This window comes from Rhodococcus sp. IEGM 1366, from assembly GCF_033142425.1.
Classification (GTDB): domain Bacteria; phylum Actinomycetota; class Actinomycetes; order Mycobacteriales; family Mycobacteriaceae; genus Rhodococcus_F; species Rhodococcus_F globerula.
Window position 1 is genome coordinate 871,637 of record NZ_JAWLRZ010000001.1, and the last position, 22,336, is coordinate 893,972.

Annotated in this window: 22 protein-coding genes; 11 read left to right on the plus strand and 11 right to left on the minus strand. The window is 62.9% G+C overall.

What is annotated here, in order from left to right; translation table 11 throughout:
• Positions 1–28 precede the first annotated feature (28 nt).
• Positions 29–1,384 carry a hypothetical protein gene (locus tag R4P64_RS04245; protein WP_317819436.1) on the plus strand — a complete coding sequence of 452 codons (1,356 nt, stop codon included), beginning with the start codon at positions 29–31 and terminating at the stop codon, positions 1,382–1,384.
• On the opposite strand, the gene R4P64_RS04250 is transcribed toward R4P64_RS04245, so the two are convergent.
• Complete coding sequence (locus R4P64_RS04250; protein ID WP_033235191.1) at positions 1,381–2,004, minus strand: superoxide dismutase; 624 nt, start codon at positions 2,002–2,004, stop codon at positions 1,381–1,383. The genes R4P64_RS04245 and R4P64_RS04250 overlap by 4 nt on opposite strands.
• Positions 2,005–2,237: 233 nt before the next feature.
• On the opposite strand from R4P64_RS04250, the gene R4P64_RS04255 reads away from it, so the two are divergent.
• From R4P64_RS04255 to R4P64_RS04265, 3 genes are all read left to right on the plus strand, one after another.
• Positions 2,238–3,437 (plus strand): acyltransferase family protein, encoded by a 1,200-nt coding sequence (locus tag R4P64_RS04255; protein ID WP_172936913.1) that lies wholly within the window; start codon positions 2,238–2,240, stop codon positions 3,435–3,437.
• Positions 3,355–4,068 carry a peptide-methionine (S)-S-oxide reductase MsrA gene (gene msrA, locus R4P64_RS04260; RefSeq protein ID WP_045066262.1) on the plus strand — a complete coding sequence of 238 codons (714 nt, stop codon included), beginning with the start codon at positions 3,355–3,357 and terminating at the stop codon, positions 4,066–4,068. Before R4P64_RS04255 ends, msrA begins: the two co-directional genes overlap by 83 nt.
• Positions 4,069–4,175: 107 nt before the next feature.
• Positions 4,176–4,769 (plus strand): hypothetical protein, encoded by a 594-nt coding sequence (locus R4P64_RS04265; RefSeq protein WP_245005885.1) that lies wholly within the window; start codon positions 4,176–4,178, stop codon positions 4,767–4,769.
• A gap of 64 nt (positions 4,770–4,833) precedes the next feature.
• Here R4P64_RS04265 and R4P64_RS04270 read toward each other — a convergent pair whose 3' ends face one another.
• Both R4P64_RS04270 and R4P64_RS04275 read right to left on the minus strand, forming a co-directional pair.
• On the minus strand, positions 4,834–5,763 hold the full coding sequence (locus R4P64_RS04270) for an LLM class F420-dependent oxidoreductase (RefSeq protein ID WP_317819437.1): 930 nt from the start codon (positions 5,761–5,763) through the stop codon (positions 4,834–4,836).
• 27 nt (positions 5,764–5,790) lie between these two features.
• The gene (locus R4P64_RS04275; RefSeq protein WP_317819438.1) at positions 5,791–7,566 is read right to left on the minus strand and encodes a hypothetical protein; all 1,776 of its coding nucleotides are present in this window, start codon (positions 7,564–7,566) and stop codon (positions 5,791–5,793) included.
• 477 nt (positions 7,567–8,043) lie between these two features.
• Here R4P64_RS04275 and R4P64_RS04280 point away from each other — a divergent pair, with 477 nt between their 5' ends.
• The 4 genes from R4P64_RS04280 (at position 8,044) to R4P64_RS04295 (ending at position 11,517) form a co-directional block, all read left to right on the plus strand.
• On the plus strand, positions 8,044–8,931 hold the full coding sequence (locus R4P64_RS04280) for a DUF4328 domain-containing protein (RefSeq protein ID WP_317819439.1): 888 nt from the start codon (positions 8,044–8,046) through the stop codon (positions 8,929–8,931).
• Positions 8,928–9,692, plus strand: a complete 765-nt coding sequence (locus tag R4P64_RS04285; RefSeq protein WP_033235185.1) for a glycerophosphodiester phosphodiesterase — start codon at positions 8,928–8,930, stop codon at positions 9,690–9,692. The genes R4P64_RS04280 and R4P64_RS04285 overlap by 4 nt, the downstream gene beginning before the upstream one ends.
• A gap of 74 nt (positions 9,693–9,766) precedes the next feature.
• Positions 9,767–10,681, plus strand: coding sequence for a DUF5926 family protein (locus R4P64_RS04290; RefSeq protein WP_033235247.1), 915 nt, complete (start codon positions 9,767–9,769; stop codon positions 10,679–10,681).
• Positions 10,682–10,728: 47 nt separating this feature from the next.
• Complete coding sequence (locus R4P64_RS04295) at positions 10,729–11,517, plus strand: alpha/beta fold hydrolase (RefSeq protein WP_317541992.1); 789 nt, start codon at positions 10,729–10,731, stop codon at positions 11,515–11,517.
• Here the strand turns inward: R4P64_RS04295 and R4P64_RS04300 are convergent.
• The 5 genes from R4P64_RS04300 to R4P64_RS04320 all read right to left on the minus strand — a co-directional run bounded on the left by R4P64_RS04300 (position 11,514) and on the right by R4P64_RS04320 (position 15,719).
• On the minus strand, positions 11,514–12,059 hold the full coding sequence (locus R4P64_RS04300; protein WP_033235246.1) for a ferritin: 546 nt from the start codon (positions 12,057–12,059) through the stop codon (positions 11,514–11,516). The two genes, R4P64_RS04295 and R4P64_RS04300, sit on opposite strands and share 4 nt — an antisense overlap.
• Before the next feature lie 90 nt (positions 12,060–12,149).
• Positions 12,150–12,695: a ferritin gene (locus R4P64_RS04305; RefSeq protein WP_033235183.1), complete on the minus strand. Its 546-nt coding sequence runs from the start codon at positions 12,693–12,695 to the stop codon at positions 12,150–12,152.
• A 46-nt stretch (positions 12,696–12,741) separates the two neighbouring features.
• On the minus strand, positions 12,742–14,079 hold the full coding sequence (locus R4P64_RS04310; RefSeq protein ID WP_373557460.1) for an LCP family protein: 1,338 nt from the start codon (positions 14,077–14,079) through the stop codon (positions 12,742–12,744).
• Between the two features lie 16 nt (positions 14,080–14,095).
• Positions 14,096–14,950 carry a CPBP family intramembrane glutamic endopeptidase gene (locus tag R4P64_RS04315; protein WP_045066276.1) on the minus strand — a complete coding sequence of 285 codons (855 nt, stop codon included), beginning with the start codon at positions 14,948–14,950 and terminating at the stop codon, positions 14,096–14,098.
• On the minus strand, positions 14,922–15,719 hold the full coding sequence (locus R4P64_RS04320; protein WP_045066279.1) for a DUF2470 domain-containing protein: 798 nt from the start codon (positions 15,717–15,719) through the stop codon (positions 14,922–14,924). Before R4P64_RS04320 ends, R4P64_RS04315 begins: the two co-directional genes overlap by 29 nt.
• 139 nt (positions 15,720–15,858) lie before the next feature.
• On the opposite strand from R4P64_RS04320, the gene R4P64_RS04325 reads away from it, so the two are divergent.
• The 3 genes from R4P64_RS04325 to R4P64_RS04335 are packed head-to-tail and all read left to right on the plus strand — an operon-like array spanning position 15,859 to position 18,113.
• Entirely contained in the window at positions 15,859–16,512 is a 654-nt protein-coding gene (locus tag R4P64_RS04325; RefSeq protein WP_317819441.1) for a hypothetical protein, read from the plus strand.
• A 21-nt stretch (positions 16,513–16,533) separates the two neighbouring features.
• A complete protein-coding gene (pheA, locus tag R4P64_RS04330; RefSeq protein ID WP_317819442.1) occupies positions 16,534–17,448 on the plus strand; it encodes a prephenate dehydratase in 915 nt (304 codons plus the stop codon).
• Entirely contained in the window at positions 17,445–18,113 is a 669-nt protein-coding gene (locus R4P64_RS04335) for a histidine phosphatase family protein (protein ID WP_317819444.1), read from the plus strand. Before pheA ends, R4P64_RS04335 begins: the two co-directional genes overlap by 4 nt.
• Positions 18,114–18,122: 9 nt before the next feature.
• Here R4P64_RS04335 and R4P64_RS04340 read toward each other — a convergent pair whose 3' ends face one another.
• Genes R4P64_RS04340 through R4P64_RS04350 form a run of 3 tightly spaced genes read right to left on the minus strand, consistent with a single transcriptional unit; the run spans position 18,123 to position 22,283 of the window.
• Positions 18,123–20,186 (minus strand): acyltransferase family protein, encoded by a 2,064-nt coding sequence (locus tag R4P64_RS04340; RefSeq protein WP_317819445.1) that lies wholly within the window; start codon positions 20,184–20,186, stop codon positions 18,123–18,125.
• A 40-nt stretch (positions 20,187–20,226) separates the two neighbouring features.
• Positions 20,227–21,054, minus strand: coding sequence for an ESX secretion-associated protein EspG (locus R4P64_RS04345; RefSeq protein ID WP_317819446.1), 828 nt, complete (start codon positions 21,052–21,054; stop codon positions 20,227–20,229).
• On the minus strand, positions 21,051–22,283 hold the full coding sequence (locus R4P64_RS04350; RefSeq protein WP_317819448.1) for a PPE family protein: 1,233 nt from the start codon (positions 22,281–22,283) through the stop codon (positions 21,051–21,053). The genes R4P64_RS04345 and R4P64_RS04350 overlap by 4 nt, the downstream gene beginning before the upstream one ends.
• Between the last annotated feature and the right edge of the window lie 53 nt (positions 22,284–22,336).

Below are 22,336 nucleotides of genomic sequence, written 5' to 3' on the forward strand. Positions count from 1 at the left end.
TACAAGATCGCCATCTATCGTCTCGGCCATGAGCACCGCGAACAACACCGAGAACACCCACCGCCAGCCGTCGTTACTTGGTCGACGGCTGGCGGTGGGTGGTTTGGCAGCTGTTGTGGTGGGTGCGGTGGCCGGTACGGGCTGGGTGTGGTTCTCGGGCAGCGAGAACAACTCGCGGGCAGTTGCGATAGTCAACACCGATGCCGGAACCATGCTGGACGGCGAGGAACTACGCGCCGGTGACACGCTGGTCGAGACACTGAGCGCGAGTGAAGACTTCGAATTCCACGTCGTGGACAGCCCCGGCGGTAACTATTTTGCGACCCTCACCGTGCCGGAGAATTTCAGTGAGTCGGTTGCCTCGATGCTGGGCCCGGATCCTCAGCAGGCAAGCATCGACCTCGAGGTTCAGGGCGCTGACGGAGCGCAGGCGGTGGCACTGACCAGCGCGGTGTCGGCGCAGGTCAGTGCCGACGGTATCAAGGGTTTGATGTCACAGACGTCCGCCGCCCGTCGAGCATTCGATCAGAATCTTGTGACCGCGCAGATGCTGGTAGCGGGAACAGCGGGCGCCGAGAAGTCGATCGACCAGGTGAAGGCCGGGGCAGACACGATCCTGCCGTACCTGGAAACAGCGCGCGCGGGTTCGTTGCAGTTGACGAGTGTCGCGGAGCAGGTTTCCGGCGTCGTGGATCAGGCTGCCGGGTCGGCGGAGGAATTGGCCACGCGCGCAGACTCGCTCGGCTTGACGTTGGGTGAGGCGTCGTCGTCCACCGCAGATCTCAAGTCGCGCATCGATTCGCTGACCGGTGCGTTGAGCGGATTGCCGGTGCCGCAGGATATTACGGCGCAATTGGCGAGCGTGAGTACCGACTTGGGTGCCGTGACTGCGCAATTGAACGCGGTGCCGTCGATGTTGGGTGGGTCGGTGGGCCCCGATACGGCGCTCGGCGATTTGGTGCGTACTGCCGTCGGCCAATTGCAGGGTGCCAGTGCTCAATTGAACAGCGCTGCCGGTCAATTGAGTGACGGTTTGATTCCGATCGCAGACCAGGCTCCGCAGATGCTCGAAGATGTGACCACTCAGATCACCCAGGGGTTCGGGACTCTCAAGTCGGTTGCGACGTCGTTGGTGACCGGGTTGGACACCGCAAAATCCGGGCTGCCGGCGTTGACAACTCCGCAGCAGGTTCAACTGATGTCGGTGCTGTCCGATCCTGTGGCGGTGAATCAAACCACTGCGCCGGGAAGTGGATCGGATTCGCGCACAATCGCTTTGGTGTTCGGCGTGGCGACAGCCCTTCTTGCGGGCGCTTTGCTGATGCAAACGGCGGCGCCCCTGGTGAAGGAGCGCCGCCGCGTAGAGCAAGAAGAACGTGACTAGACGATCAGGCCTGCGGTCTGCGTACGAGCGCGCTCGAAGCGTGCCGTGACGTCGTTCCAGTTCACGATGTTCCAGAATGCCTTGACGTAGTCGCCCTTGACGTTCTGGTAATCGAGGTAGAAAGCGTGCTCCCACATGTCCAGCATCAGCAGCGGCGTGAGGCCGATGGAGATGTTGCCCTGCTGATCGTAGAGCTGGACGATGACGAGGCGTGCGCCGATGGAATCCCACGCGAGGATGGACCAGCCGGAGCCCTGGATGGCGTTGGCGTTCGCGGAGAAGTGTGCGCGGAAGAGATCGAACGAACCGAAGTTGTCGTCGATCGCTGCGGCGAGTTCGCCCTCGGGCTTGTCGCCACCGTCAGCGCTGAGGTTGTTCCAGAAAACGGTGTGGTTGGTGTGGCCACCGAGGTGGAAAGCCAGGTTCTTCTCGAGCAGGTTGGCCTGCGCGGCGATGGTGTCGTTCTCGCGAGCCTCGGCCAGCTTCTCGAGTGCAGCGTTGGCGCCGGCGACGTATGCCGCGTGGTGCTTGTCGTGGTGCAGCTCCATGATCTTGCCCGAGATGTGCGGCTCGAGGGCTGCGTAGTCGTAGGGGAGTTCCGGCAGCGTGTAAACAGACACGAGGGTCCCTTCTTTGCGGGCTCCGTGAGCCCTGCTTCTTCGAGAGTATGGTGCTTGGATTGCGGATCAATCTTGGGTATCCACCCAATAACATTCGTACACGGTCTGCAACAGTTCAGCTCAGGTAGTCATTCCCTGACAATAAAGTTCGGGTAACCGAAAACTGCGTGATCTCGGACATTGGGGCATCCGGAAATTCGTCGTAAAGGTGAACGGAACCTTAAACTTGCTCGATGCCCGCACCAGTTTTTCTCCCGGAGTCATCAGAGGCGGCACCGCCTCGGGTGTACCTTCCGGGCGCTGACCTGCTGCGCGCACTCGCTGTTGCGGCGGTGATCTACTCCCACATCTCGTTCTACGTCATCGACGATCTCGGCTCCGGTTGGTGGCTGATCGACGTCGTGTACGGCGCCTTGATCGAACCGGCTCAGCTAAATCAGCACCTGTCTTTTGTCGGCGTCGCGACGTTCATGATGTTGACCGGCGCCCTGGTGACTCGGTCCGCGATACGTGATCGGCCGGGCAAATTCCTGACCAACAGATTGAGTCGACTGGTACCGGCATTCTGGGTGGCAATTGCGATTGCCATCCTGTTGGTTCGTCTCGGTATCAACGGCATGTTCAGTGGCCAGGACGGTATTTCGAATACCCAGGCGTTGATGAGCTTTTTCCTCGGCGGGTTCTTTCTCACGCCCGAAGTGGCTGTTCTCGGTGTGACCTGGACGTTGACGGTCCAATTCCTGTTCTACCTTGCCTGCGTGGCGATGCGGCCGATTCTGCGGATGCGGCCGGTAATCATGCCGCTCGGCGGGGCAGCGCTGTGTTCGCTGGTATTGCTCTACAACATTTACGCACCGATGCCGTACACCGTTCCGATGCTCTCGAAGATCGCGGCGACACTCCCGGCGGTTTTCCTCGGACAGATCATGTACCTCGCGTGGGCGCGGCTGGCACCGGGGCGATGGCTGATCGTCGCCGTTCTGGCGCAGATCCACGTGATCCTCGTGGCCACCGAGTTCCGCGTCTACTGGGCCGGTGAAAACTATTTGTGGACCATCACCGTCGTAGCCGCCGCGGTGGTCCTCATCGGCCGCTACGACGGCGGCCCGACGCGCTGGGCGTTCGTGAAGTGGTTGTCGACGCGGAGCTACATCATCTACCTCGTCCACACGCTGATTCTGTATCGCGTCGTCGAGAACACGACCCCCCACGTCGGTCCGACGCTCGCCTTCGGCCTCTTTCTTGTTGTCACGGCGGTCGTCGCGGAATTCGGCTATCGCTGGGTCGAACTGCCAGGTGCCCGAGCCGTCACGGCATGGCGGAACAAGCGCTCACGCGTAGAATCAAAGAATGAGCTGGTACGACGACATTCTGGGGCGAGCGTCCGCACAATCCACCCTGATCAGTCCGCAGGACGCACTGCCAGGACGTGAGACCGCGATGCCAGTGCCTGCCGCGCATTACGTGAACGGGCATCCGCTGACGCCGCCGTTCCCCGAGGGGATGCAGACCGTCGTCGTCGGTATGGGTTGTTTCTGGGGTGCGGAGAAGGAGTTCTGGCAGCTGCCGGGCGTCTACAGCACCGCTGCCGGATATGCGGGCGGATACACCCCAAACCCCACGTACGAGGAAACCTGCTCGGGACGCACCGGGCACACCGAGGTAGTGCTCGTCGTCTTTGATCCGGCCGTCATTTCGTACGAGCAGATCCTGGCTCATTTCTGGGAAAACCACGATCCGACGCAGGGGATGCGTCAAGGAAACGACCAAGGTTCGCAGTATCGATCCGCGATTTTCACGACTTCCGAAGATCAGGAACAGATCGCGCACGCATCGGCACTTGCATTCGGCAAACGATTGACTGACGCCGGTTATGGCGCAATTACGACGGAAATAGGTCCGCTGCGTGATTTCTTCTATGCCGAGGACTATCACCAGCAATATCTTGCAAAAAACCCCGGCGGATATTGCCCAGTTCATGCCACGGGAGTCAGCTGCCCGGTAGGACTATTGCGCCAAGATCAGGTGCCGGCACAGACCGATATTCTTCCGCCTCACGAATAGTTGGTGTTGGAGGACACATGTGATTCCGATCGTTAATACTTGCAACTAGATCGAAATAGAGGGAATCTCGATAGCAAGAGTGTCTTGTCGAGAGAACTGAGCGCATCATGTCCGCTAGTACGCGAGCAACAGCGTCGTTGCTCCGACGCACCATTCACGTCGGCCACGACCCGATGGTCAGGCGTAGTGATCGCATCGAAGGATTCATGTCCTTCGGCTTGATCGTTCTTGCGATCCTGCTGGTGCCGTTTGCCATCTGGGCAGGCGGCGCTACGGCGGCAAGCCAGAATGCCCTGATCGCCGACCAGGCCAGGAGCACCCATTCCATCGCCGCCGTCACGACGGGCGACTCGGTCACGTCCAGTGTCGCGACCGCCGATTACATTCCTGCGAACACCGAAACAGCACCGGCTCAGTGGAACTGGAACGGACAGGTTCATCGCGAAGACATCACCGTCGACGAGACCACGCCTGCCGGCACTTCCGTCGACATCTACGTCGACAACAACGGTGACAAAACCATTGCCCCGATCACGCAGAGCGCAGCTGACGTAGCCGCGGTTGTGACCGGAATCTTCACGTGGTTCAGCATCATGTCGCTGCTGACCATCGGTTTCATGCTGATTCGGGTATGGCTCGACCGTAGCCGCGACGCACAGTGGGACCGGGACCTGCGCGCATTCCTCGACGCACACGGCTAAGGGCTTCGCCCCTGTGCGCCTTTCTGGTAGTGGGCGCTACCAAAAAGACGCACAGGCCGAAGGCCTAGGCGATCTGCGGCATGACCTCGCTCGCCACCAGTTCGAGATGATCCAGATCGCTGAGATCAAGCGTCTGCAGGTACATACGCTCTGAACCGGCCTCGGCAAATGCTCCGAGTTTGTCCACCAGCTCCGACGGCGTTCCCGCCAAGCCGTTTTCGCGCAGTTCGGCTACTTCGCGGCCGATGGCAGCGGCCCGCTTGGCGATTTCCGCCTCGTCACGTCCGCAGCACAAGACCAGTGCGTTGGAATACGTCAGCTCGTTCGGGTCCCGGTTGATATCGACACAGGCCTGACGAACGCGCCCGAAGATCTCCTTGGTGTCGCCCGCGGACTGGAACGGGATATTGAACTCACTGGCATACCGCGCCGCCAAGGCCGGTGTCTTCTTCTTACCGACGCCGCCCATCAGAATGGGCGGTCCGCCGGCCTGGTGCGGCTTCGGCAATGCCGGAGAATTCTTGATCTGCACGTGCTTACCGTCGTAGTCGAACTGCTCGCCGACGGGTGTGCGCCACAAGCCAGTCATCACGTCGAGGGTTTCCTCGAGCAGTTCGAAGCGGTCCTTCAGTGCCGGGAACGGAATCCCGTACGCCTCATGCTCCTTTTCGTACCAGCCGGCGCCGATACCGAAGTCGACGCGGCCGCCACTCATCTGGTCCACCTGCGCGACGGAGATGGCAAGCGGGCCGGCGTACCGGAACGTTGCCGACGTCACGAGCGTGCCGAGGCGGATCGTCGATGTCTCGCGGGCAATGCCGGCCAGCGTGATCCACGCGTCGGTCGGTCCGGGAAGGCCGTCGGAATTCATGGCCAGATAGTGATCGGAACGGAAGAACGCTCCGTACCCGAGTTTTTCGGCCGTCTGGGCCACCGCGAGTAGTTGTTCGTAAGTAGCGCCCTGTTGGGGTTCGGTGAAGATACGTAGATCCATGCGCTCAACTCTGCCACTGCGGGTGCGTCAGGGCAGCGCGGGAACAACAACACCCACCTGTCCGGCGGCAAGGCACAGTGACAGTCCTGGGGTCCGCGGCGCTACCTTGACGGTTGTGCCGTCGCCGACAACCTGCACGAATGCCGAGTGCAAGCCCTGCTTCACGGGAACGGAGACCGCGTCACCGGTGGTCAAGGACACGTCGATCGTTCCGTCTGCGCTCGCGAGATAGTTGAGCTGAACTGTCCAATCCCAGACGGCCAACGGTCCGTCCAACGTCAGTTCTGTCGGGCCGTCGACACGTGTTCCGCACTGCGGATCCGTGCCCTCGAGAATCCGTCGCGTGAACGTGACTTCGCCGTCGACGACAATGCCGTTGTCGTTGATCAGTCGCAGAATCGGTGTACTGGAAGCAAATTCGGGTCGATCGGGCAGTGGGCCGAGTACCTGGGAAGCCATGTTGTTCGGGTTGGTGAAAGGAAGGAGAACCCAGATCGAGACCGGCTGATCGAGCAGCGGCGCATCCGTGTTCTGCGCCAACGACACCCGGGCATTCTGAAGATAGTCACGGGTTGGGCTTTCTCGCCAGACATTCACGAACGAGAATGTCGAGACCAGGGAACTGACGACAAACAGAACCGAAAGACCCACGGCAATAGCGCGGATCGGCACCGTGGTGTGGGAGTCGACGCGGGGTTCGACCCGGGGTGGCGCCGCGAAGTAGAGCGCAATTGCGAGAGCGAACACCGTGGCCGAATCCGTGAAATACCGCAGGGTCTGAGCCAATTCGTACGTCGTGCCCTCGGCGGTGCGGGTGACGGTCATCGCAGCAACCGACGCCAGAAAATACAGAGCAGCGCAGATCCAGATCCAGGCAGCGCCTTGTCGGGAGCGCACGGTGACCGCGAGTGCCGTCAGAAGCATGATCCAGGCGGCAATGACCAGGAACATCGGCGGATCGGCCCACGCGGGACCCGGAATCCATCGTTCCCACTGCCACGGCCCACCCAACAAAGTCGGGAGCATTCCCAAGGAAGTTCCGTGGTGCAGCAGGGCCGTGGACATGCTGCGACCGTTGCCCGTCACCGGCGATTCGACGGTGAACAGGTACACCGGAATCCAGATCGCGAGCACAACGGCGCACGGAATCCACAGCGCCTTGGCTTTTTTCGCAGCTGTGCGGATCGGCGACGCGTCGGACTGCGTGCGCAGGTACAAGACGAGGAACACGAGCGCCACAAACGGCACGAGTACCGACTTCTCGAAGAACAGCAACGAGACCACAAAAACTGCTGTCCCCGAGGCGGCATAGCGCCGTCGGCCGGTCCGCACGAGTTGTATCGCGTCGCCGCACACCCACGCGAGAGCAATCTGCAGAGGAAGCGCGTTGAGCGCCGCCGACCACCAGGCAAATGCCGGCAATGTGAGCGGGATGAACAGATAGCCGAGCAACGGAATCAGCAGCGCCGGACGCCATCCGAGCACCAGTCTGAGCGTGCGGAGCAGCGCGAGTGATGCCAACGCCTGACCGAGGACAAGCAGCATCACCGGAAGAGCCCACTGGTACGGGGCAATTCGCGTCACGAGGCCCGTCAGGAAGAAGGCTGCCGGCATGAAGTGACCGTCGTGGTCGTAGAGCAGCAGTTCGCTCGAGAAGAGGGGGAAGCGAGCTCCGCGTCCGATCAGGATGAGATCGTCCCAGTAGAAGTAGTTCTGCGATGCCACCCACGTTCGAATACCGAGTGCGATCGCGATCGACGCGAGTGCGATCGGCAAAACGTACCTGGCACTGGGCTTGGTCATCGGGAGAGTCATCGCCTGGCAATGCTGCCAGGTGCCGTCCCACAGTGCTGCCAGGTGCCGCGTGAACGGATTGTCCGGTGGACTCCGGCCGCGAATTCACAGGGAATTCGCCCGCTTGTCAAATTCATCCTCGAGCCTGTGCATCGTTCGCTAACACCTGTCAGTAAACCCACAACCCATGAGCCCTGACCTGTGGATAAAGGTCTGTGGATTCATCCCAAGCTGGGGATGAACCTGTGGATAGTGTGGATAACTCGAGTTTTTCGGTGTCGCAGGTCACATTATCGGCACAAAGTTGTACCTGGAGATGAAGTTCAGGTTACGGAACAGCTCCGAAACCATTTGCTGCCGTTACCGATACGGCGTGACAGAATCGAGCGTGTGAACCAGCTACAGGTCTGCGCACGGTGCGCCGCACGATGGCCCGTCGTCGGTCCCGCGGGTAGATGGTGTCCCCGCTGCGGCGGTGTCCTCCTCATGCCGGTCCGCACCGACGTGTATCTGCCCCCTTCCCGTCGCGGCTTCCGGTGGATCGCCCGCAACCCCGGGGAACCACGTGGCGTCGGAGATCCCAACCCGCCGCGCGCCGACCCGTCGACGCCCCGCTACGACGCCGTCCCGACGTGGGGACTCACCGACGTCGTCGACACCAGCCCAGCCGAGGAGTCTCGCGCCGACCGGATGGCCGATCGCGTCGGCTCGTTGCTCACCATTGCGGCAGTCCTGTACGGACTGGCCGTCTTCGCGGAACTCGGCCGCTACACGATCCTGGTGTACAACCAGACCCGTCTGGTCCCACAACTGTTGTTGCGGCTGTCGGACGCCGCCGTCTACTTCACGCAACTCGGTGGGCTGCTTACGGCTGTTCTCGCCGCCGTGGCCGCGGTGTGTTGGCTGCTACGTGCGCGCCGCGACCTGTACGCGCGGGAAAAGCGCATTGATCCACGCTCACGCGGTGAAATCCTGGTCGGCTGCGCCGTGCCGGTCCTCAATCTCGTGATGCCGCCCGTATATCTACTCGAACTCGTGCGCCGCGACCCGCGCGGGAGCCGGCTCGTCAAGATCTGGTGGGGGTTCTGGGCGTTCAGTGGCTTCCTCCTTGTCGTGAACGCGTATTGGCGCTCGCGACCCGGCCTCCAGGCAATGGCCGACGGAGTGCTCCTCTCGGCCTTCATTGCGTTGATCGCCGCTGCCACCGCTGCGCTCCTGCTGGTGGTGATCCGGCGTATCGAGCACAAGGATTGGCGAGGCGAACCGGACACCGCGACCAGATGGGTGCCGGTTCCACGATCGGTGCTGGAAAATGCCGTGCCGGCGAGCTCGGTACCTGAAAACGCCGTGCCGGAAAAAGCAGCCGCTCAGTGAGCCCGGATCGCCGAGGCCCGCTCGTCGTAGCGCATCGAGGTGCGTCGGCTGCGCGGCCGGAACACACGCTTGCCGCCTACGAGCTTGCCCTCGAAGAAGGGGCAGACGGGCTCGAGTGCGATGTCCGGCTCACCCGCGACGGCCACCTGGTCTGTGTCCACGACCGCAAAGTCGACCGCACGTCCAGCGGCACCGGCATCGTCAGCGAGATGACCCTCGATTCCCTGACCGCACTCGACTTCGGATCAACCGGCGAGCCCGCAGATCTGCTGACCCTGTCCGAACTCATCACCTTGGCGCTGGATTTCTCGCGTCCGGTGAAACTGTTCATCGAAACCAAACACCCCGTGCGGTACGGCGGACTGGTCGAAGCGAAACTCCTCGCCGAACTGCACCGCTTCGGCATAGCGTCGCCGCCGTCCGCGGATCATTCCCGGGCCGTCGTGATGTCCTTCTCGGCCAGCGCGGTGTGGCGTGTGCGCCGAGCAGCCCCTCTTCTGCCGACGGTCCTTCTCGGGGATGCGTCGCGGTATCTCGGCGGCGGAGCGTCGACGGCTGTTGGTGCGACCGCGATCGGCCCGTCCGTCAAGGCGCTGCGAGAGCATCCCGATCTTGTGGACCGCGCCGCTGCGGCCGGACGCGCTACCTACTGCTGGACCGTCGACGACAAGGCGGATGTGGACCTGTGCCGTGAGCTCGGGGTCAGTTGGGTGGCCACAAACCATCCCGGACGCACGAAGCAATGGCTGGGCAGTGCTTGATCGTGCGGGACGCAGTGCTTGATCGTGCGGGACGCAGTGCCTGATCGCGGGTGATGCCGTGTAGTTTTGCCCTCGTGGCTAAGAAGAGCAAGAGAAACAGTGGACCGAAGGTAGACAGTGGGCGCGCAGCGAAGCTCGCAGCCCGCCAAGCAGAGCGTGACGCCGCATCAGGCGCGGTCAACCGCCCGTTCGAAGGCCTCGCGGCAGAGTGCGACCTGGTTGCCATGCGCGAATTCGTTCCTTCGGCCACGGCTCCGCTGCCCGTCATCGGCTCGGATCGTCCCGTCACCGTCGCGACGGTTCTTCCCGGCGCTGTTGCCGCTCTCGTCCGCAACGAGGGTGAGACGGCAACCGGATTTGTCGGTGTTCAGGTTCAGGCTCACTCCGCAGATCTGGGCGCAGACCTCGCCGCATCCGTGACGTGGGTTGCCGACGCAGCCCCCGGCGACGCGCTCCCCGCTGCCGATCCGGCCGAGGACACCCCGGCCGTTACCGCGGTCGTCGATCCCGCCGCACTGCTCGACATCACCGTCTACCAGGACTTCAACTGGTGGATCCCCGAAGGTACCGAAACGGATGCCCAGGTCAAGGCCACCGTTGAGCAGGCCAACGCGGCAATCATGCCGTCGGCTCGCCTCGAAGGTGACGGCCTCGTCGCAGCCTGGTGGGTAGACGCCGGCGAGAAGGCGCACCTGCGTTGGGTTCGCCCCGAAAGCGAAGACGATCTGATGCTTGCACTGGCTCGCGTCCACGCTGCCGGCGGACTGAACCTGGGTGAGGGTTCGCGTTACGCGGGATCCTTCCGCACCCACGGACTGCTGGTTCCGGTCTTCGACCTGGACCCCGAGAAGCACGCAAACGAGTGGGTTGCGGCAACCGTCGAGTTCGGCGATCGCCTGGCGCAGGCCCTGGCCGTCGACGCACCTCTGACGTCGGCCGAACTGCGTTCGCGCGACGGACTGCGTGGACGTCAGGTCACGCTGCGCTGATAGCGCTTCTATAGACGTTACGCGGGGTCACGTATAAAGTTCTACGGATGACCTTGGCGCACGACATCTCCGGTAGCGGTCCCACGCTTGTGCTCGTCCATGGCATTGTCCATCGGCGCCAGGCGTGGGATTCGCTTTTGGATCAGTTGACGCCGTATCGGCGCGTCGTCACGGTTGATCTCCCCGGCCACGGGGATTCTGCGCTGCCCGAACTCGGCACTGATGTCATGGGCCAGTTGATCGACGACGTCAGTGAATTCATCACAGAGGTGACGCCGCCGGGCGAGCGCGCCCACGTCGCCGGTAATTCTCTCGGCGGGTGGATCTCACTGTGCCTCGCGGCACGCGGCGACGTTGCTTCGGCAACGGCGCTCTCGCCGGCCGGATTTTTTGTCAATCATCTGGATCAGGTGCGCGCGATAGGCACGTTTCAGGCACTCCGAAGCACGGCCAAACTTTTCGGCGACGGATTGCCCCGCGCGCTGCAGTACAAGCTGATTCGCTATCCGGCGCTTGCCGCGTTCTTTGCGCATCCGAGTCACGTCGACTACTCCGCGGCCCTGGCCGACTGCCGTTCACTTATCTCGAATGAGCTTGTCGATCTAGGGATGGAACTCGATTTTGTGCTGCCGCCGATCGTGAATCCGGCTGTGCCCGTGACAGTTGCGTGGGGCCGACGCGACCTGATCCTGCCGGTCTATCAGGCCCAGCGCGTGAAAAAGCCCTTCCCGCAAGCAAAACTCATAGTTTTGCCTGGGGTAGGGCATGTCCCGATGACCGACTCACCCGAGCTGATCAGCTCGATTCTGCTGGCCGGCAGTGAGTTGCGGCGTTAGACGGCTCCACCGGCAACTGCGGGTGCTCCCGAAGAATCGCCAACGACGCTCATTTCACGAGACACGAAATCCTCGATGTCGAACAGGTTGGCGCCCGCACGATCCGCGATGGTGAGAAGTGTTGTCATGCTCGCAACTTCCTCGACCTGCTCCTTGAGGAACCACTGCATGAACTGCTCACCCAAGTAGTCGCCTTCCTCACGAGCGGTGCTCGCAAGCTGAACGATCTGCTCGGTGACCGACTTCTCCTGGGTGAGTGCAAGCGCAATGGCTTCCCGGACATCCTTGAAGTCGGACTTGGCGCCGTCGACACCCGTGAGTTCGACGTTGATGCTGCGATCGAGGAAGTACTGGACGATCATCATCGCGTGATTGCGCTCTTCAACGGCCTGCTTGTAGAAGTGCTTGGCAAGCTGCGGAAGATCGGCGTAGTCGAAATAAACAGCAGTTGCCGTGTACTGGTGCGAGGCGTTGAATTCGTTGCGAATCTGGTCTCGGAGGAGCGCATGGAATTTAGTCATGTGTGTGTCACCAGAAGTCATGAACCCCAAGATAGTGCAGGTCAGGGGCACTGTCATCCCAGTGCAGCCTTATTGTGGTAAGCGTTTCCAAACTAATGGAAACCTAATTATTCAAGCCCCGGCACCCGCAATTTTCGGAGCAGTGGCATCGGCTGCGGGCGGATTGTTCATCTCGCGCGCCACAAAGTTTTCCAAGTGGAAAAAATTGTTTCCTGCCCGATCCACGATCGACAACAACGTGGTCATACTCGCGACTTCCTCAACCTGTTCCTTGAGGAACCACTGCATGAACTGCTCACCCAGATAGTCTCCGGTGTCACGAGCAGTGCGAGCCAGACGCGTGATCTGCGCCGTGACGGTGTGCTCCTGCTCGAGCGCCAATTCCACAGGTCCGCGCACATTTTCGAACTTCGTGACAACCTCGTCGACTCCGGGAATCTCGACGTCGAGATCGTTGTCCAGCAAGTACTGGATCATCATCATGGCGTGGGAGCGTTCTTCGCTCGCCTGGTTGTAGAAACGCGTCGCCATTTGCGGAAGATCATGCGAATCGAAGTACACGGCCACCGCGACGTACTGCTGAGACGCCGTGAACTCGTTCCGGATCTGCTCACGCAGAAGAAGGGTGAATTCGCTCGAGTTCTTCGCCTGTGTCATGTCTCCAGGTTACTGCGTGCAGGCCGCCGTCCGGGATCTACGTTGCTCAGCCGGGTGTGACCAATTCCGCAGGAATCTGCTGATCATTGGCGAGCGCGTCGAAGAATTGTGATGCCTTGGTCTTGTCCCACAGCAGAACGTCACCCGAGCCGTCGACGTAATCGAATCCGCCGACGGGAACCGTTGTAGTTGTCATGCCGCCGCGCAAAGCCCACGCGAGTGACGCCAGATTCCAGATGTGATCACCGTTGTCGACCTGAAGCGACTTTGCCGTGTCGGTGGCAAGGGACCACAACCGGAACGGATTGAGGAACGTCGTAGGACTGGTGGCCTTCGACAGCAGAGCCGACATGAACTTGCGCTGATTGTTCATGCGATCGAGATCGGCCATCGCCGTTGCGCGGGTACGCACAAATCCGAGCGCCTCCGAGCCTGTCAGGTCCTGACACCCGGCAGGCAAGTTGATACCGGCAAGGGGATCGTCGATCGGAGAATCCAGGCACACGTTGACCCCGCCGACAGCATCGACGATTCCCGCAAAACCGCTGAATCCGATTTCCGCGTAGTGGTCGATTCGCAAACCCGTTGCTTCCTCGACGGTCTGCACCAGCAACGGCGCTCCGCCCCACGCGAATGCGGCATTGATCTTGTCGGAACCCTCACCCGGAATCGGAACATACGAGTCACGCGGAATGCTGACCATCGTGGTCTTCCCACTCTTGGGCACATGGACCAGCATGATCGTGTCCGTGCGCTTGGGTCCGGTATCGCCACCGGTCGCGAGCGCCTGCTCCTGCTCCGGAGTCAGACCGTCGCGGCTGTCCGAACCCACGATCAACCAGTTCGTGCCAGGTGTATCCGCGACGCGGCCGGCGTAGTCGGGAAGCGCGTCGATCCGATTCAGTGAATTGTCGACGTAGAAAATCGCGCCGACAAACGCGAGAAGCAGGACCAGCAACGTGATGCCGATGCGCTTGCCCCAATTCTTGCGTCGACGAGGCGCCGACGGCGGCTGCTGACGCGGCGGTGGCTGGCGGGGTGGCTGATTCGGCGGCGTCCTCCGCGGAGGTGGCGGGGGAGCTTGACGGTATTGCTGCGCTTGCCGATCCTGCGGTGGCTGCCGGTTCTGCTGGGGGTCCCGGTACGGCTGTGGTTGCTGCGGCGGGGCCCAGTTGTTGCGGTTTTGGGGCGGTGGGGTCTGCGACCACGCCCGGTTCTGGGGTGGCTGGTTCTGGGGTGGCCGGCCGTCACGGCGAATGACCTGAGTTCCCTCGGGCGGGCGCTGACCCTCGGGCGGCCGCGGCGGCTGACGCCGCGGCGGCGGACCCTGAGGTGGAGGACCCGGTCGCGGCGGGCGCTGAGGATAGGGAGAGTCGCCGGTCACCAGTTCACGGTACCGGTCACGGCAACCAACCCACATGATCGCGAAGCAGGGCGTAACCGATGAACGCCACCATGTCGATGAGCGCGTGGGCGATGATCAACGGCCACAGGCGTCCCGTTCGCTGCCAGTACCGACCGAAGATCAGACCCATGACGACGTTGCCGACACCACCACCGAAACCTTGGTACAGGTGATAGCTGCCCCGCAGCAGCGACGACGCGAGCAACGACGAGTTCTCGCCCCACCCGAGCAGGCGCAGCCTGCTGATCAGATACGCGACAACAAGAACTTCTTCGGCACTCGAGTTCGCGATCGCCGAGAGAATCAGAATCGGGACGCGCCACCAGTGATCGTCGAGGGCACTCGCCTGGACGGTGAGATTGATGTTCAACGCCTGCGCCGCGAGATAGAACAGCAGTCCGGGAAGGCCGATCAAGGCGGCAAGGCCAAAGCCGGGCGCGATGTCGCGTCGTAGCTTCGGTTTGGGAGGAAGGCCGGCCGCGGTCGGGCCGATACCCGCCCGCCAGAGCAGGTACAGGCCGAGTGCAGCCCACGCGAACAGTCTTGTCACACTCAGCAATTGACGAGCGAGGTCGATCCAGTCGATCGCTGCCTGCGACGGATTGAGCGCCACCGTCTGATCGGACAATGCGACGGGCGTCGCGAGGGATTCGAGGAGCGACAAGACGCCGGAAAGGCCACTGAGGCCGAAGGTGACCAGCAGGACGATCGTGATCTCGATCCGCACACCGCGACGTTCGGACGCATCGAGAGCAGGTCCGGCGGGAGCGGGTGGGTTCAACCACGAGCGGACGGTTTGGCGGGCATTCACCCGCGCAACGCTATCCGTTGGCGGCGCCGCCTGTGACATGTGAACCGCCGGGGCGCAGGCCGTTGAGGAACGGGCAGCCGACAAGGATGCGGATTGCGCGGGACAGCGAGATGGCGTCGTCGACGGGGTTGGCAAACGGCATCCAGACGTCCCGGTCGCCTGCGTGGTCCTCGATGCGCAGACGCAGTCCGTACCGGTCGATTCCGAGGGGGCGTACCCGTCCGGTGCGCAGGTATGAGGGCAGTTTGCGTGTGAGCATGTCCACAAGGTCGCTGTGATCTTCGTCGAGGTGCTGCAACCACGCCGTTTCCATTTCGCAGAACGGATCGGGGTGAGCGGCGAGCAGGTCTTCCACGGCGACGGGTTCGGCTCCGGACGAGTCTGCGACAACGGCCGACGCGAGGCTCAACCGGAGTAGTACCGAGGTGTGACCGAGGTCGAGGAGTGCGGGGTGCGGGTGTTCGGCGGCGACGTCGTCGGCCAGTACCCGCGATTCGTAGTCCGGCACCGCGTGCAGTGTGCCGCGCAGCCAGACGAGTGAGCGGACAGGTTCGCGCAGGGCCAGCGGCGCGTGATCGGTGAGCTCCAGCACTGCAGGTAGGCCGCCGTTTCCGGCGCTCCAGGCAAGTGCTGTTGCAGCCGAGCCGGAGGGGACGGCCACAACGATGTCGCCGTTGGATCGCAGGTGGTGCACCGATGTGACGGTCGGTTCGCTGCCTTCGATCGCGAGAACCGCATCCTGGGCTCGGGCGCAGGCGCTACGTACTCGTTCGGCGGTGGATGGACCGGTGCTCGTTTTCGTAGCCATGCTGCCCCCTCGGTGGGTGTTTCCGGTTACCTCACCGGCTGATGAGGTAACCCTAACCTAAGCTGCTGTGGTGTGAATCGCAAGACTTTTGCGCAACTCGCCTGAAATCCCCGACCACACCCGCCACTACGGTGGAGCGGTGGCCATACCTCTTTCCCTCGGGTTGCCCCCGAAAAGTTCCCGCGGACTGCTCGACGGACTCCTCCTCGGCGCCCCTGGCGAACCCCGAGTTGTTCCCGCATCGGCGCTGCTCGGAGCCGAATCCGCTGGACGCGTCGTAGTTCTCCTCGATATCGACCCCGCGCGGTTGCGAGCGGATGCCGGTGCGTCGTACGAAGCGGTGCGCTTTGATCTGGAGTGCACAACCGAACAGATCGACGACGCCATCGCACTTCGCGTGCCCGCCCCACTCGCGGTGTACGTCGTCGGCGGCGACGAGGTTCTGTCTCCGGCCGAATCTGCTGCGTTGCTCTGTGAAGGAGGACGCATTCCCGGCCTCGATTCAGAGCACTCACCTGCCGAAATCGCCGATTTTCTGGCCGTGCTTGCCCACGAATCGGTGGGTTTTGTCGCCCGAGCGGCCGACGCGGACGAGGTGATCGGATTGCTGTGCGGAACCATGGCGGCCCTGCGCGGCGACGACGCCCGCGCTGCCATTCTCGACCCGCAGCCGGCAAAACTGGCTGCGCTCATCCCCGAAGCCCAGTCCGCGTTGCGCGAGGTTCTCCTCACGATCGAAGTATCCGACCCGACTTCGGTGGAAACGGCACTACGTTCGGCAGGTTTGAGCTGATCGTTGCGTAACCTTTGAGGCGTGCCAAAAATCGCGTATTTCGGTCCGTCGGGAACCTTCACGGAGATAGCGCTCGCCCAGTTCGAGGCAGAGGGCGCATTCGACGAGCTGGTCGAACGGGTGCCTGCCGGTAGCCCACCCTCGACGCTCGACCTGGTTCGTGACGGCGTTGTCGACGGCGCCGTGGTGCCGTTCGAGAACTCGGTGGAAGGCGGTGTCGCGCCGACGCTGGACTCACTCGCCTTGGGTTCGCCGCTGCAGATCGTGGCCGAGACCGAGATCGAGGTGAGCTTTTCCATCCTCGTTCGCGACGGCATCAGTGCGGATCAGGTGCGCACCATCGGTGCCTACCCGCACGCGAGCGCCCAAGTGCGGGGATGGATCGCGGCCAATCTCCCGAACGCGGAAGTTGTGATCTCCTCGTCCAATGCCGGTGCCGCGCTGGACGTGCAGGCGGGAACCGTCGACGCCGGTGTGTCCACGGCCTTGGCCGGCCAGATGCTCGGATTGTCAAGCCTTGCAGACAATGTCGCCGACGTCGGCGGCGCCGTGACGCGCTTCGTGCTGGTCACCAAGCCTGCGCCGGTACCGGCCAGAACCGGCGCAGACCGCACCGCCTTGGTGCTCCACCTCGACAACGCTCCCGGATCGCTGGTCCAGGCTCTCTCCGAATTTGCCGCTCGTGGAATTGATTTGACGCGAATCGAATCGCGTCCGATGCGCACGGAGCTCGGAACTTACCGATTCTTCGTCGACTGTGTCGGACACGTCGAGGACTCCCTGGTGGCCGAAGCGATGCGCGCGTTGTACCGAAAATCCGGAGTTCGCTTCCTGGGGTCGTGGGCGACCGCGAATTCAACAGGGCCACAGCCTCCTTCGGATGAAACAGCGATCGCGTGGATCGAAGACCTCATGCGTGGAGAGGGAGAACGATGACCGGCAGGCTCATTCTCGTTCGGCACGGCCAGACCGAAGCCAACGTAGCCAAGCGGCTCGACACAGCGTTGCCCGGAGCCAAACTCACCCCGGAAGGGCTGGCGCAGGCCGAAGTTCTGGGCAAGGGTCTGGCCGCCGCGCCGCCACTCGCCTTGGTGTCGTCCTTGGCGTTGCGTGCAAGGCAGACAGCGGGATTCGTCGAACAGGCCGCCGGGGTCTCACTGGACGTGCGAGACGGGTTGCATGAAGTACAAGCAGGTGACCTGGAAGATCGCACCGACGAAGACGCGCACCGTCTGTTTGTCGAAACCTTCCATCACTGGCACACCGGCAACCTCGGTATGCGGATACCCGGTGGCGAAACCGGTTACGACGTCTTGGAACGGTATATCCCCGTGGTCAACTCACTGCGCGAGGAGTTCCTCGAAGGATCACCGGGGGCCGGCGATATCGTTGTCGTGAGCCACGGCGCCGCCATCAGGCTGGTCGCAGCTCAGCTCGCGGGCATCCCGGGACTGTTCGCGGCGAACAATCACCTTGCGAACACCGAAAGCGTCGAACTCCTGCCGCGAGCCGACGGCGGTTGGGAGTGCCTGCGCTGGGGGCCCGTGAACCCACCGTTCGAGCACCGGCTCATTCCGGGTGCCGACGACGTGATGGGCTGACGCTCCAGCTCACCACCAAGTTGTCGCTGAACCCAGCTGACGGCCGAGTTCCGGCGTCAAGGTTCGGACGTAGCTTGCCGTGAGATGGTGGGAATCGTGGTACACCAACACATTTCCCTCCGTCACGCGGCACAGGTCGGGGCCGCAGACACCGTCGCTCAGATCCAGTAGCTGCACGTTGGAGAGTTCCGTAATTGCGTCCCACGCCGGGTTGATGTCGCTGAGCATGTCTGCCCGCGGCAACGCGCAATGATCCGCTGAGGTAGCAGTCGCCAGGCAGTCGATGGCGCGATACGGAACGCCGTCGTGGTGCAGCCATGGAGTATCGCGGATCGCGAGAACCTGAACGCCGCTCTGCTCCAGTTCGTGCCACACCTCGACGTAGGCTTCGGGCGTCACGTCGCCGGGACCGTCCGGACTGGGCCGGCTGGCGGTCGTGAACACGAAATCGGGTGTGGTGGCGGCAAGTCGGTCGATGACCGCGCTCGACCACGGCGCGCAATCCGGTACGTCGCTGACGGCGGGGCTCTCTCCCGCGACCAGCGGACAACCCATCTTCAGATACGTGTCGACCCGAAAACCATTGCTGCGGCCCAGTTCGTCGAGCGCGGTGATCCAGTGCTCGGAGTGGGATCCCCCGGCGAGGGCGATCGCGCGGTCTGCGTTCACGTCACCGTACGTGCAGGTCAAGATGTCGATCTGCTGGAAATCCGAGATACAGCCGTCGAGTGTGGTTATCGGAAGATCCAGTGGTGCGTCGAAAATGGACGGAACCATCGACGCTTCCGGGATCGAGACGCCGTCGGTCAACGTCAAGGCGCCCGGGTGCGTTGGGATGTCGAGAGTATCGGCTGCGCGCTGACCCGTGCTCTGACTTCCCACGTAGGCCTGCCAACCGAACATTCCGGTGACGATGACCGCCGCACCGACGACGGAGGCCAGCAGGATCGGCCTCCGTGCCGGAGCATCGCGCTCGATCGGTACCTCGACCGCCATCCGCAAGCCGTAGGCCACCGCGAGCGATGCGGCGATGATCAACGTCCCGCCCACAAATCCGGCTTCCGGGCGCCCGGTGACAAGGAGAGCGAACACCAGGATCGGCCAGTGGACCAGGTACAGCGCAAAGGCGAATGAACCCAGCTGCGAGAGAACGGGGTGCGCGAGAACCTGTGCGGTCCAAGTCTTGTTTCCCTCGCCGCTGACTATCAGTGCGATGGCCGCGAGCGTGGGAACCAGGGTCCACGGTCCCGGGAATTGCTCGGCGCCGTCGAGGAAGAACCCACACAGCAGAATCGACGCCAGTCCGGCGATGCCGAGAACTGTTTTCAGCGCAAGCGGCCAGGCCCCGACCCGCGTGATATTCCAGCGTGTCAGCATCAACGCCGCGAGTGCGCCCACCGACGGCTCCCACAGGCGGGCCGCGGAATCGTAGTAGTTCCAGGCTTGATCGTGGCCGGACATCACTGCGGCGTAGGTAAACGACGTGATCGCAAACGCGCCGAATACCAGCGTCAGTGTTGGCCGCAGAAGCTCTGGGCGAGTGCGTGATACGCACGACGCGACCACCAGCACCACTGCGATGGCCACGAGATAGAACTGACCCTGCACGGCCATCGACCACAAGTGTTGGAGCGGAGACACCGAACCGTCGGCCGCCAGATAGTCGCTCGACGTAAGCGCAAGCTGCCAATTCTGGAAGAAGCCGAGAACGGCTGTCAGCTCGTCGGCGAGGCCGGCCCATCGGGTTCGAGGCAACAGCACCAAGGCCGCCGCCGCGGTCAGGAACGTCACCGCCGCGATCGGGGGGAACAATCTGACGAATACCCGTTTGAACGCCGGTAGGGGATTGAGCGAGCCACCGGCCTCGGCGCGGCGAACCAGCGAACCGACAAAGAAGTAGCCGGACAGAACCAGGAAGACGTCGACCCCGCCGGATACCTTGCCGAACCACACATGGAAGACCACCACCAAGGCGATCGCGAGTCCCCGAAGCCCGTTGAGGTCTTCGCGGTACTGCCGTGTTCTCGGTTTGTGCGGTGACTCGACGGTGGTGGTGGGGGTGGTCAAAGGCATGCTGGGTGAAGGCTCCGGGCGTCTAGGGGATCGCCCTAGGTTACCGGGAGACGGCACCAGGCGATTCGGACAGCAGTTCTACCAGCGAATTCACCGCCTGTCGGAGCCGTTGGGGTGTTCCGGAACTGATCGAGCTCCACTGCGTACCGTCGGCCGACGTGCTTGACGACGCGACAACGCGGCCATGCGCGGTATTGAAGACCGACACCACTCCGGCGGGGAGATTCTCGATGCCGACGCCCCGCGGGACGGCAACAATTTCCGTGAAGGACGTGCAGGTGACAATCGCACTGCCGAGCTGGCCGGCCTCGACGGGTGGTACCCCGGCTTGGGTCAGAGCGTCGGCGACGGTGTCTGTGTCGGGTCCGGCGTTCAGTGCGGCGCTCAGCATGTCGGTGGGTGCGTTGATCACGGCAACCTGCAAGGCGTTCGACGGGCCGAGTACGCGCACCACCACATCTGCCGGATTCGCGACTTTGTGAAGTGTGTAGATTCTGGTTGCTTCGTTGAAAGATGCTTCCACGCACAGTGATTCGTCGGCGGCAACGCACACCCGGGTCAGTGTTCCCTGGTTGTGGCTGCGCAGTGCAAGTTCCCACGCGGGGCGCGTCAGGGTGCGCAGTGTCGCAGCAATGCCGTGATGGATCTCGCCGCCCAGGAGAAGATCTCGCGCAGCCAAAGATGTTGCTGCACTGCGCATTGCCGCATCGTATTCGGCTACCGAATCCCAAAGTGCTGTGCCGCCGAGTACCACCGGGAGCACGTCGAGGCCAAGGCGCTCGCGGGCGTACTCGATCTCCGCCGACGTCAGATCGACGGAGGGGAAAACGTCGGTGTCGGTAGCTATTCCGAGATCAAGGGTGCTCACAGGCGCGATTCCAGATCGGCGGCACCGATCACCGAGGTGATGACGGTACGCCCATCGGCAAAATGTTCGAAGTGCTTGAGGTAGTCGGGGGTGTCGTGGAATTCGGTATCGTCGTCATCTGCCGCGGCATGCCGACCACTGGCGACGGGGCCCGTTCCGGAACTCGGCGTAGCGCGGACGGCATCGGTGCGGACGGCGTCGGAGCGCACACTTTCGGTGCCGACAGCATTGACTACTGTCCCGGACGCCGCGCGGGGCGTGATCTGGTCGGCAGAACTGACCGAAAGCCCTGCGCTGGTCGAATATGCGCCGACGGGTGTTGTGGCAGACGCTGCGGTGGTGGCTGTCGCATGCCGCCCAGTGCTGTTACCGCCGGTCAGGGCGGTCAACGGTGAACTCAGGAATGATGTTGCACCCGCGCCCAGCCCACCGGCTAACCCACCGCCCGCACCGACCGCCGCCGACACGGCACCAGCCGCCGCGGTAGCCGTGGTTGCGGCTGCTGTTGCTGCAGTGGTGGCGGCGTTGGATCCGGCGAGTACGGTACCGAGCTGGGAAGCGGCCGCAGTGACAGCAGGGTTGGAGAGCACCGACGTGATTGCCGCCGCAGCAGTGCGAACCGGGTCAACAAATGCGTTGACGGTCTGTTCGGCGACGCTGACATTCTGCTGAGAGCCCTGGCCGGCAACATCGGACATGGTGATGGACGGCGGCGGCTCGAACTCGTCCCGTACGGCGAGGGGAGCCGTAGCGGAATCGTAGGTTTCCATGGCCGCCGCTGCCCGGAGCTTGAGCTGCTCTGCAGCCAGTTCGGCCACCGCAGCCGATCCGGTGAGGGCACCGCCGAGGGTGTACGCGGCTAGCTTGGCTGTTTCGACGGCAGCGATTTCCGGTAACGACGGCATGGCGATAGCCGCGACGGTGTACGTCGCTGACTGAACCTGCGCTTTGCCGCCGGTCTTCTGGGCGAGCATGGAAGACCGTGCTGCCCACTCCTCGAACGGCTTGAACTTCGCGAGAGCGGCATCGGCGGCGTCGCCCGTCCAGCCGATTCGTAGATTTGCCATTACTCGGCTGACCGTCGACGCAGTGTCTCCGAGTCCGGCGGATACTGCCGTCCAGGCTCCGCCCGCGACGCTGAGTGGCACCGGGCCCGCGCCGGCGATCAACGCAGCCGAATTGGGCGCTGCGCCGCGTGGATACCAGATGACGCCGGTGATGCCGACCATTGTTCTTCCCCCCAGAAGTGGAAATGTGCGAAGTAGTGACGTGTCTGCGGACG

Excerpts from the sequence above, each read along its gene's own strand:
- R4P64_RS04245 (WP_317819436.1), top strand. The coding sequence starts at position 29 with ATGAGCACCGCGAACAACACCGAGAACACCCACCGCCAGCCGTCGTTA.
- R4P64_RS04255 (WP_172936913.1), top strand. The coding sequence starts at position 2,238 with ATGCCCGCACCAGTTTTTCTCCCGGAGTCATCAGAGGCGGCACCGCCT.
- msrA (WP_045066262.1), top strand. The coding sequence starts at position 3,355 with ATGAGCTGGTACGACGACATTCTGGGGCGAGCGTCCGCACAATCCACC.
- R4P64_RS04265 (WP_245005885.1), top strand. The coding sequence starts at position 4,176 with ATGTCCGCTAGTACGCGAGCAACAGCGTCGTTGCTCCGACGCACCATT.
- R4P64_RS04270 (WP_317819437.1), bottom strand. The coding sequence starts at position 5,763 with ATGGATCTACGTATCTTCACCGAACCCCAACAGGGCGCTACTTACGAA.
- R4P64_RS04275 (WP_317819438.1), bottom strand. The coding sequence starts at position 7,566 with ATGACCAAGCCCAGTGCCAGGTACGTTTTGCCGATCGCACTCGCGTCG.
- R4P64_RS04280 (WP_317819439.1), top strand. The coding sequence starts at position 8,044 with ATGCCGGTCCGCACCGACGTGTATCTGCCCCCTTCCCGTCGCGGCTTC.
- R4P64_RS04295 (WP_317541992.1), top strand. The coding sequence starts at position 10,729 with ATGACCTTGGCGCACGACATCTCCGGTAGCGGTCCCACGCTTGTGCTC.
- R4P64_RS04300 (WP_033235246.1), bottom strand. The coding sequence starts at position 12,059 with ATGACTTCTGGTGACACACACATGACTAAATTCCATGCGCTCCTCCGA.
- R4P64_RS04305 (WP_033235183.1), bottom strand. The coding sequence starts at position 12,695 with ATGACACAGGCGAAGAACTCGAGCGAATTCACCCTTCTTCTGCGTGAG.
- R4P64_RS04315 (WP_045066276.1), bottom strand. The coding sequence starts at position 14,950 with ATGTCACAGGCGGCGCCGCCAACGGATAGCGTTGCGCGGGTGAATGCC.
- R4P64_RS04320 (WP_045066279.1), bottom strand. The coding sequence starts at position 15,719 with ATGGCTACGAAAACGAGCACCGGTCCATCCACCGCCGAACGAGTACGT.
- R4P64_RS04335 (WP_317819444.1), top strand. The coding sequence starts at position 17,445 with ATGACCGGCAGGCTCATTCTCGTTCGGCACGGCCAGACCGAAGCCAAC.
- R4P64_RS04340 (WP_317819445.1), bottom strand. The coding sequence starts at position 20,186 with ATGCCTTTGACCACCCCCACCACCACCGTCGAGTCACCGCACAAACCG.
- R4P64_RS04350 (WP_317819448.1), bottom strand. The coding sequence starts at position 22,283 with ATGGTCGGCATCACCGGCGTCATCTGGTATCCACGCGGCGCAGCGCCC.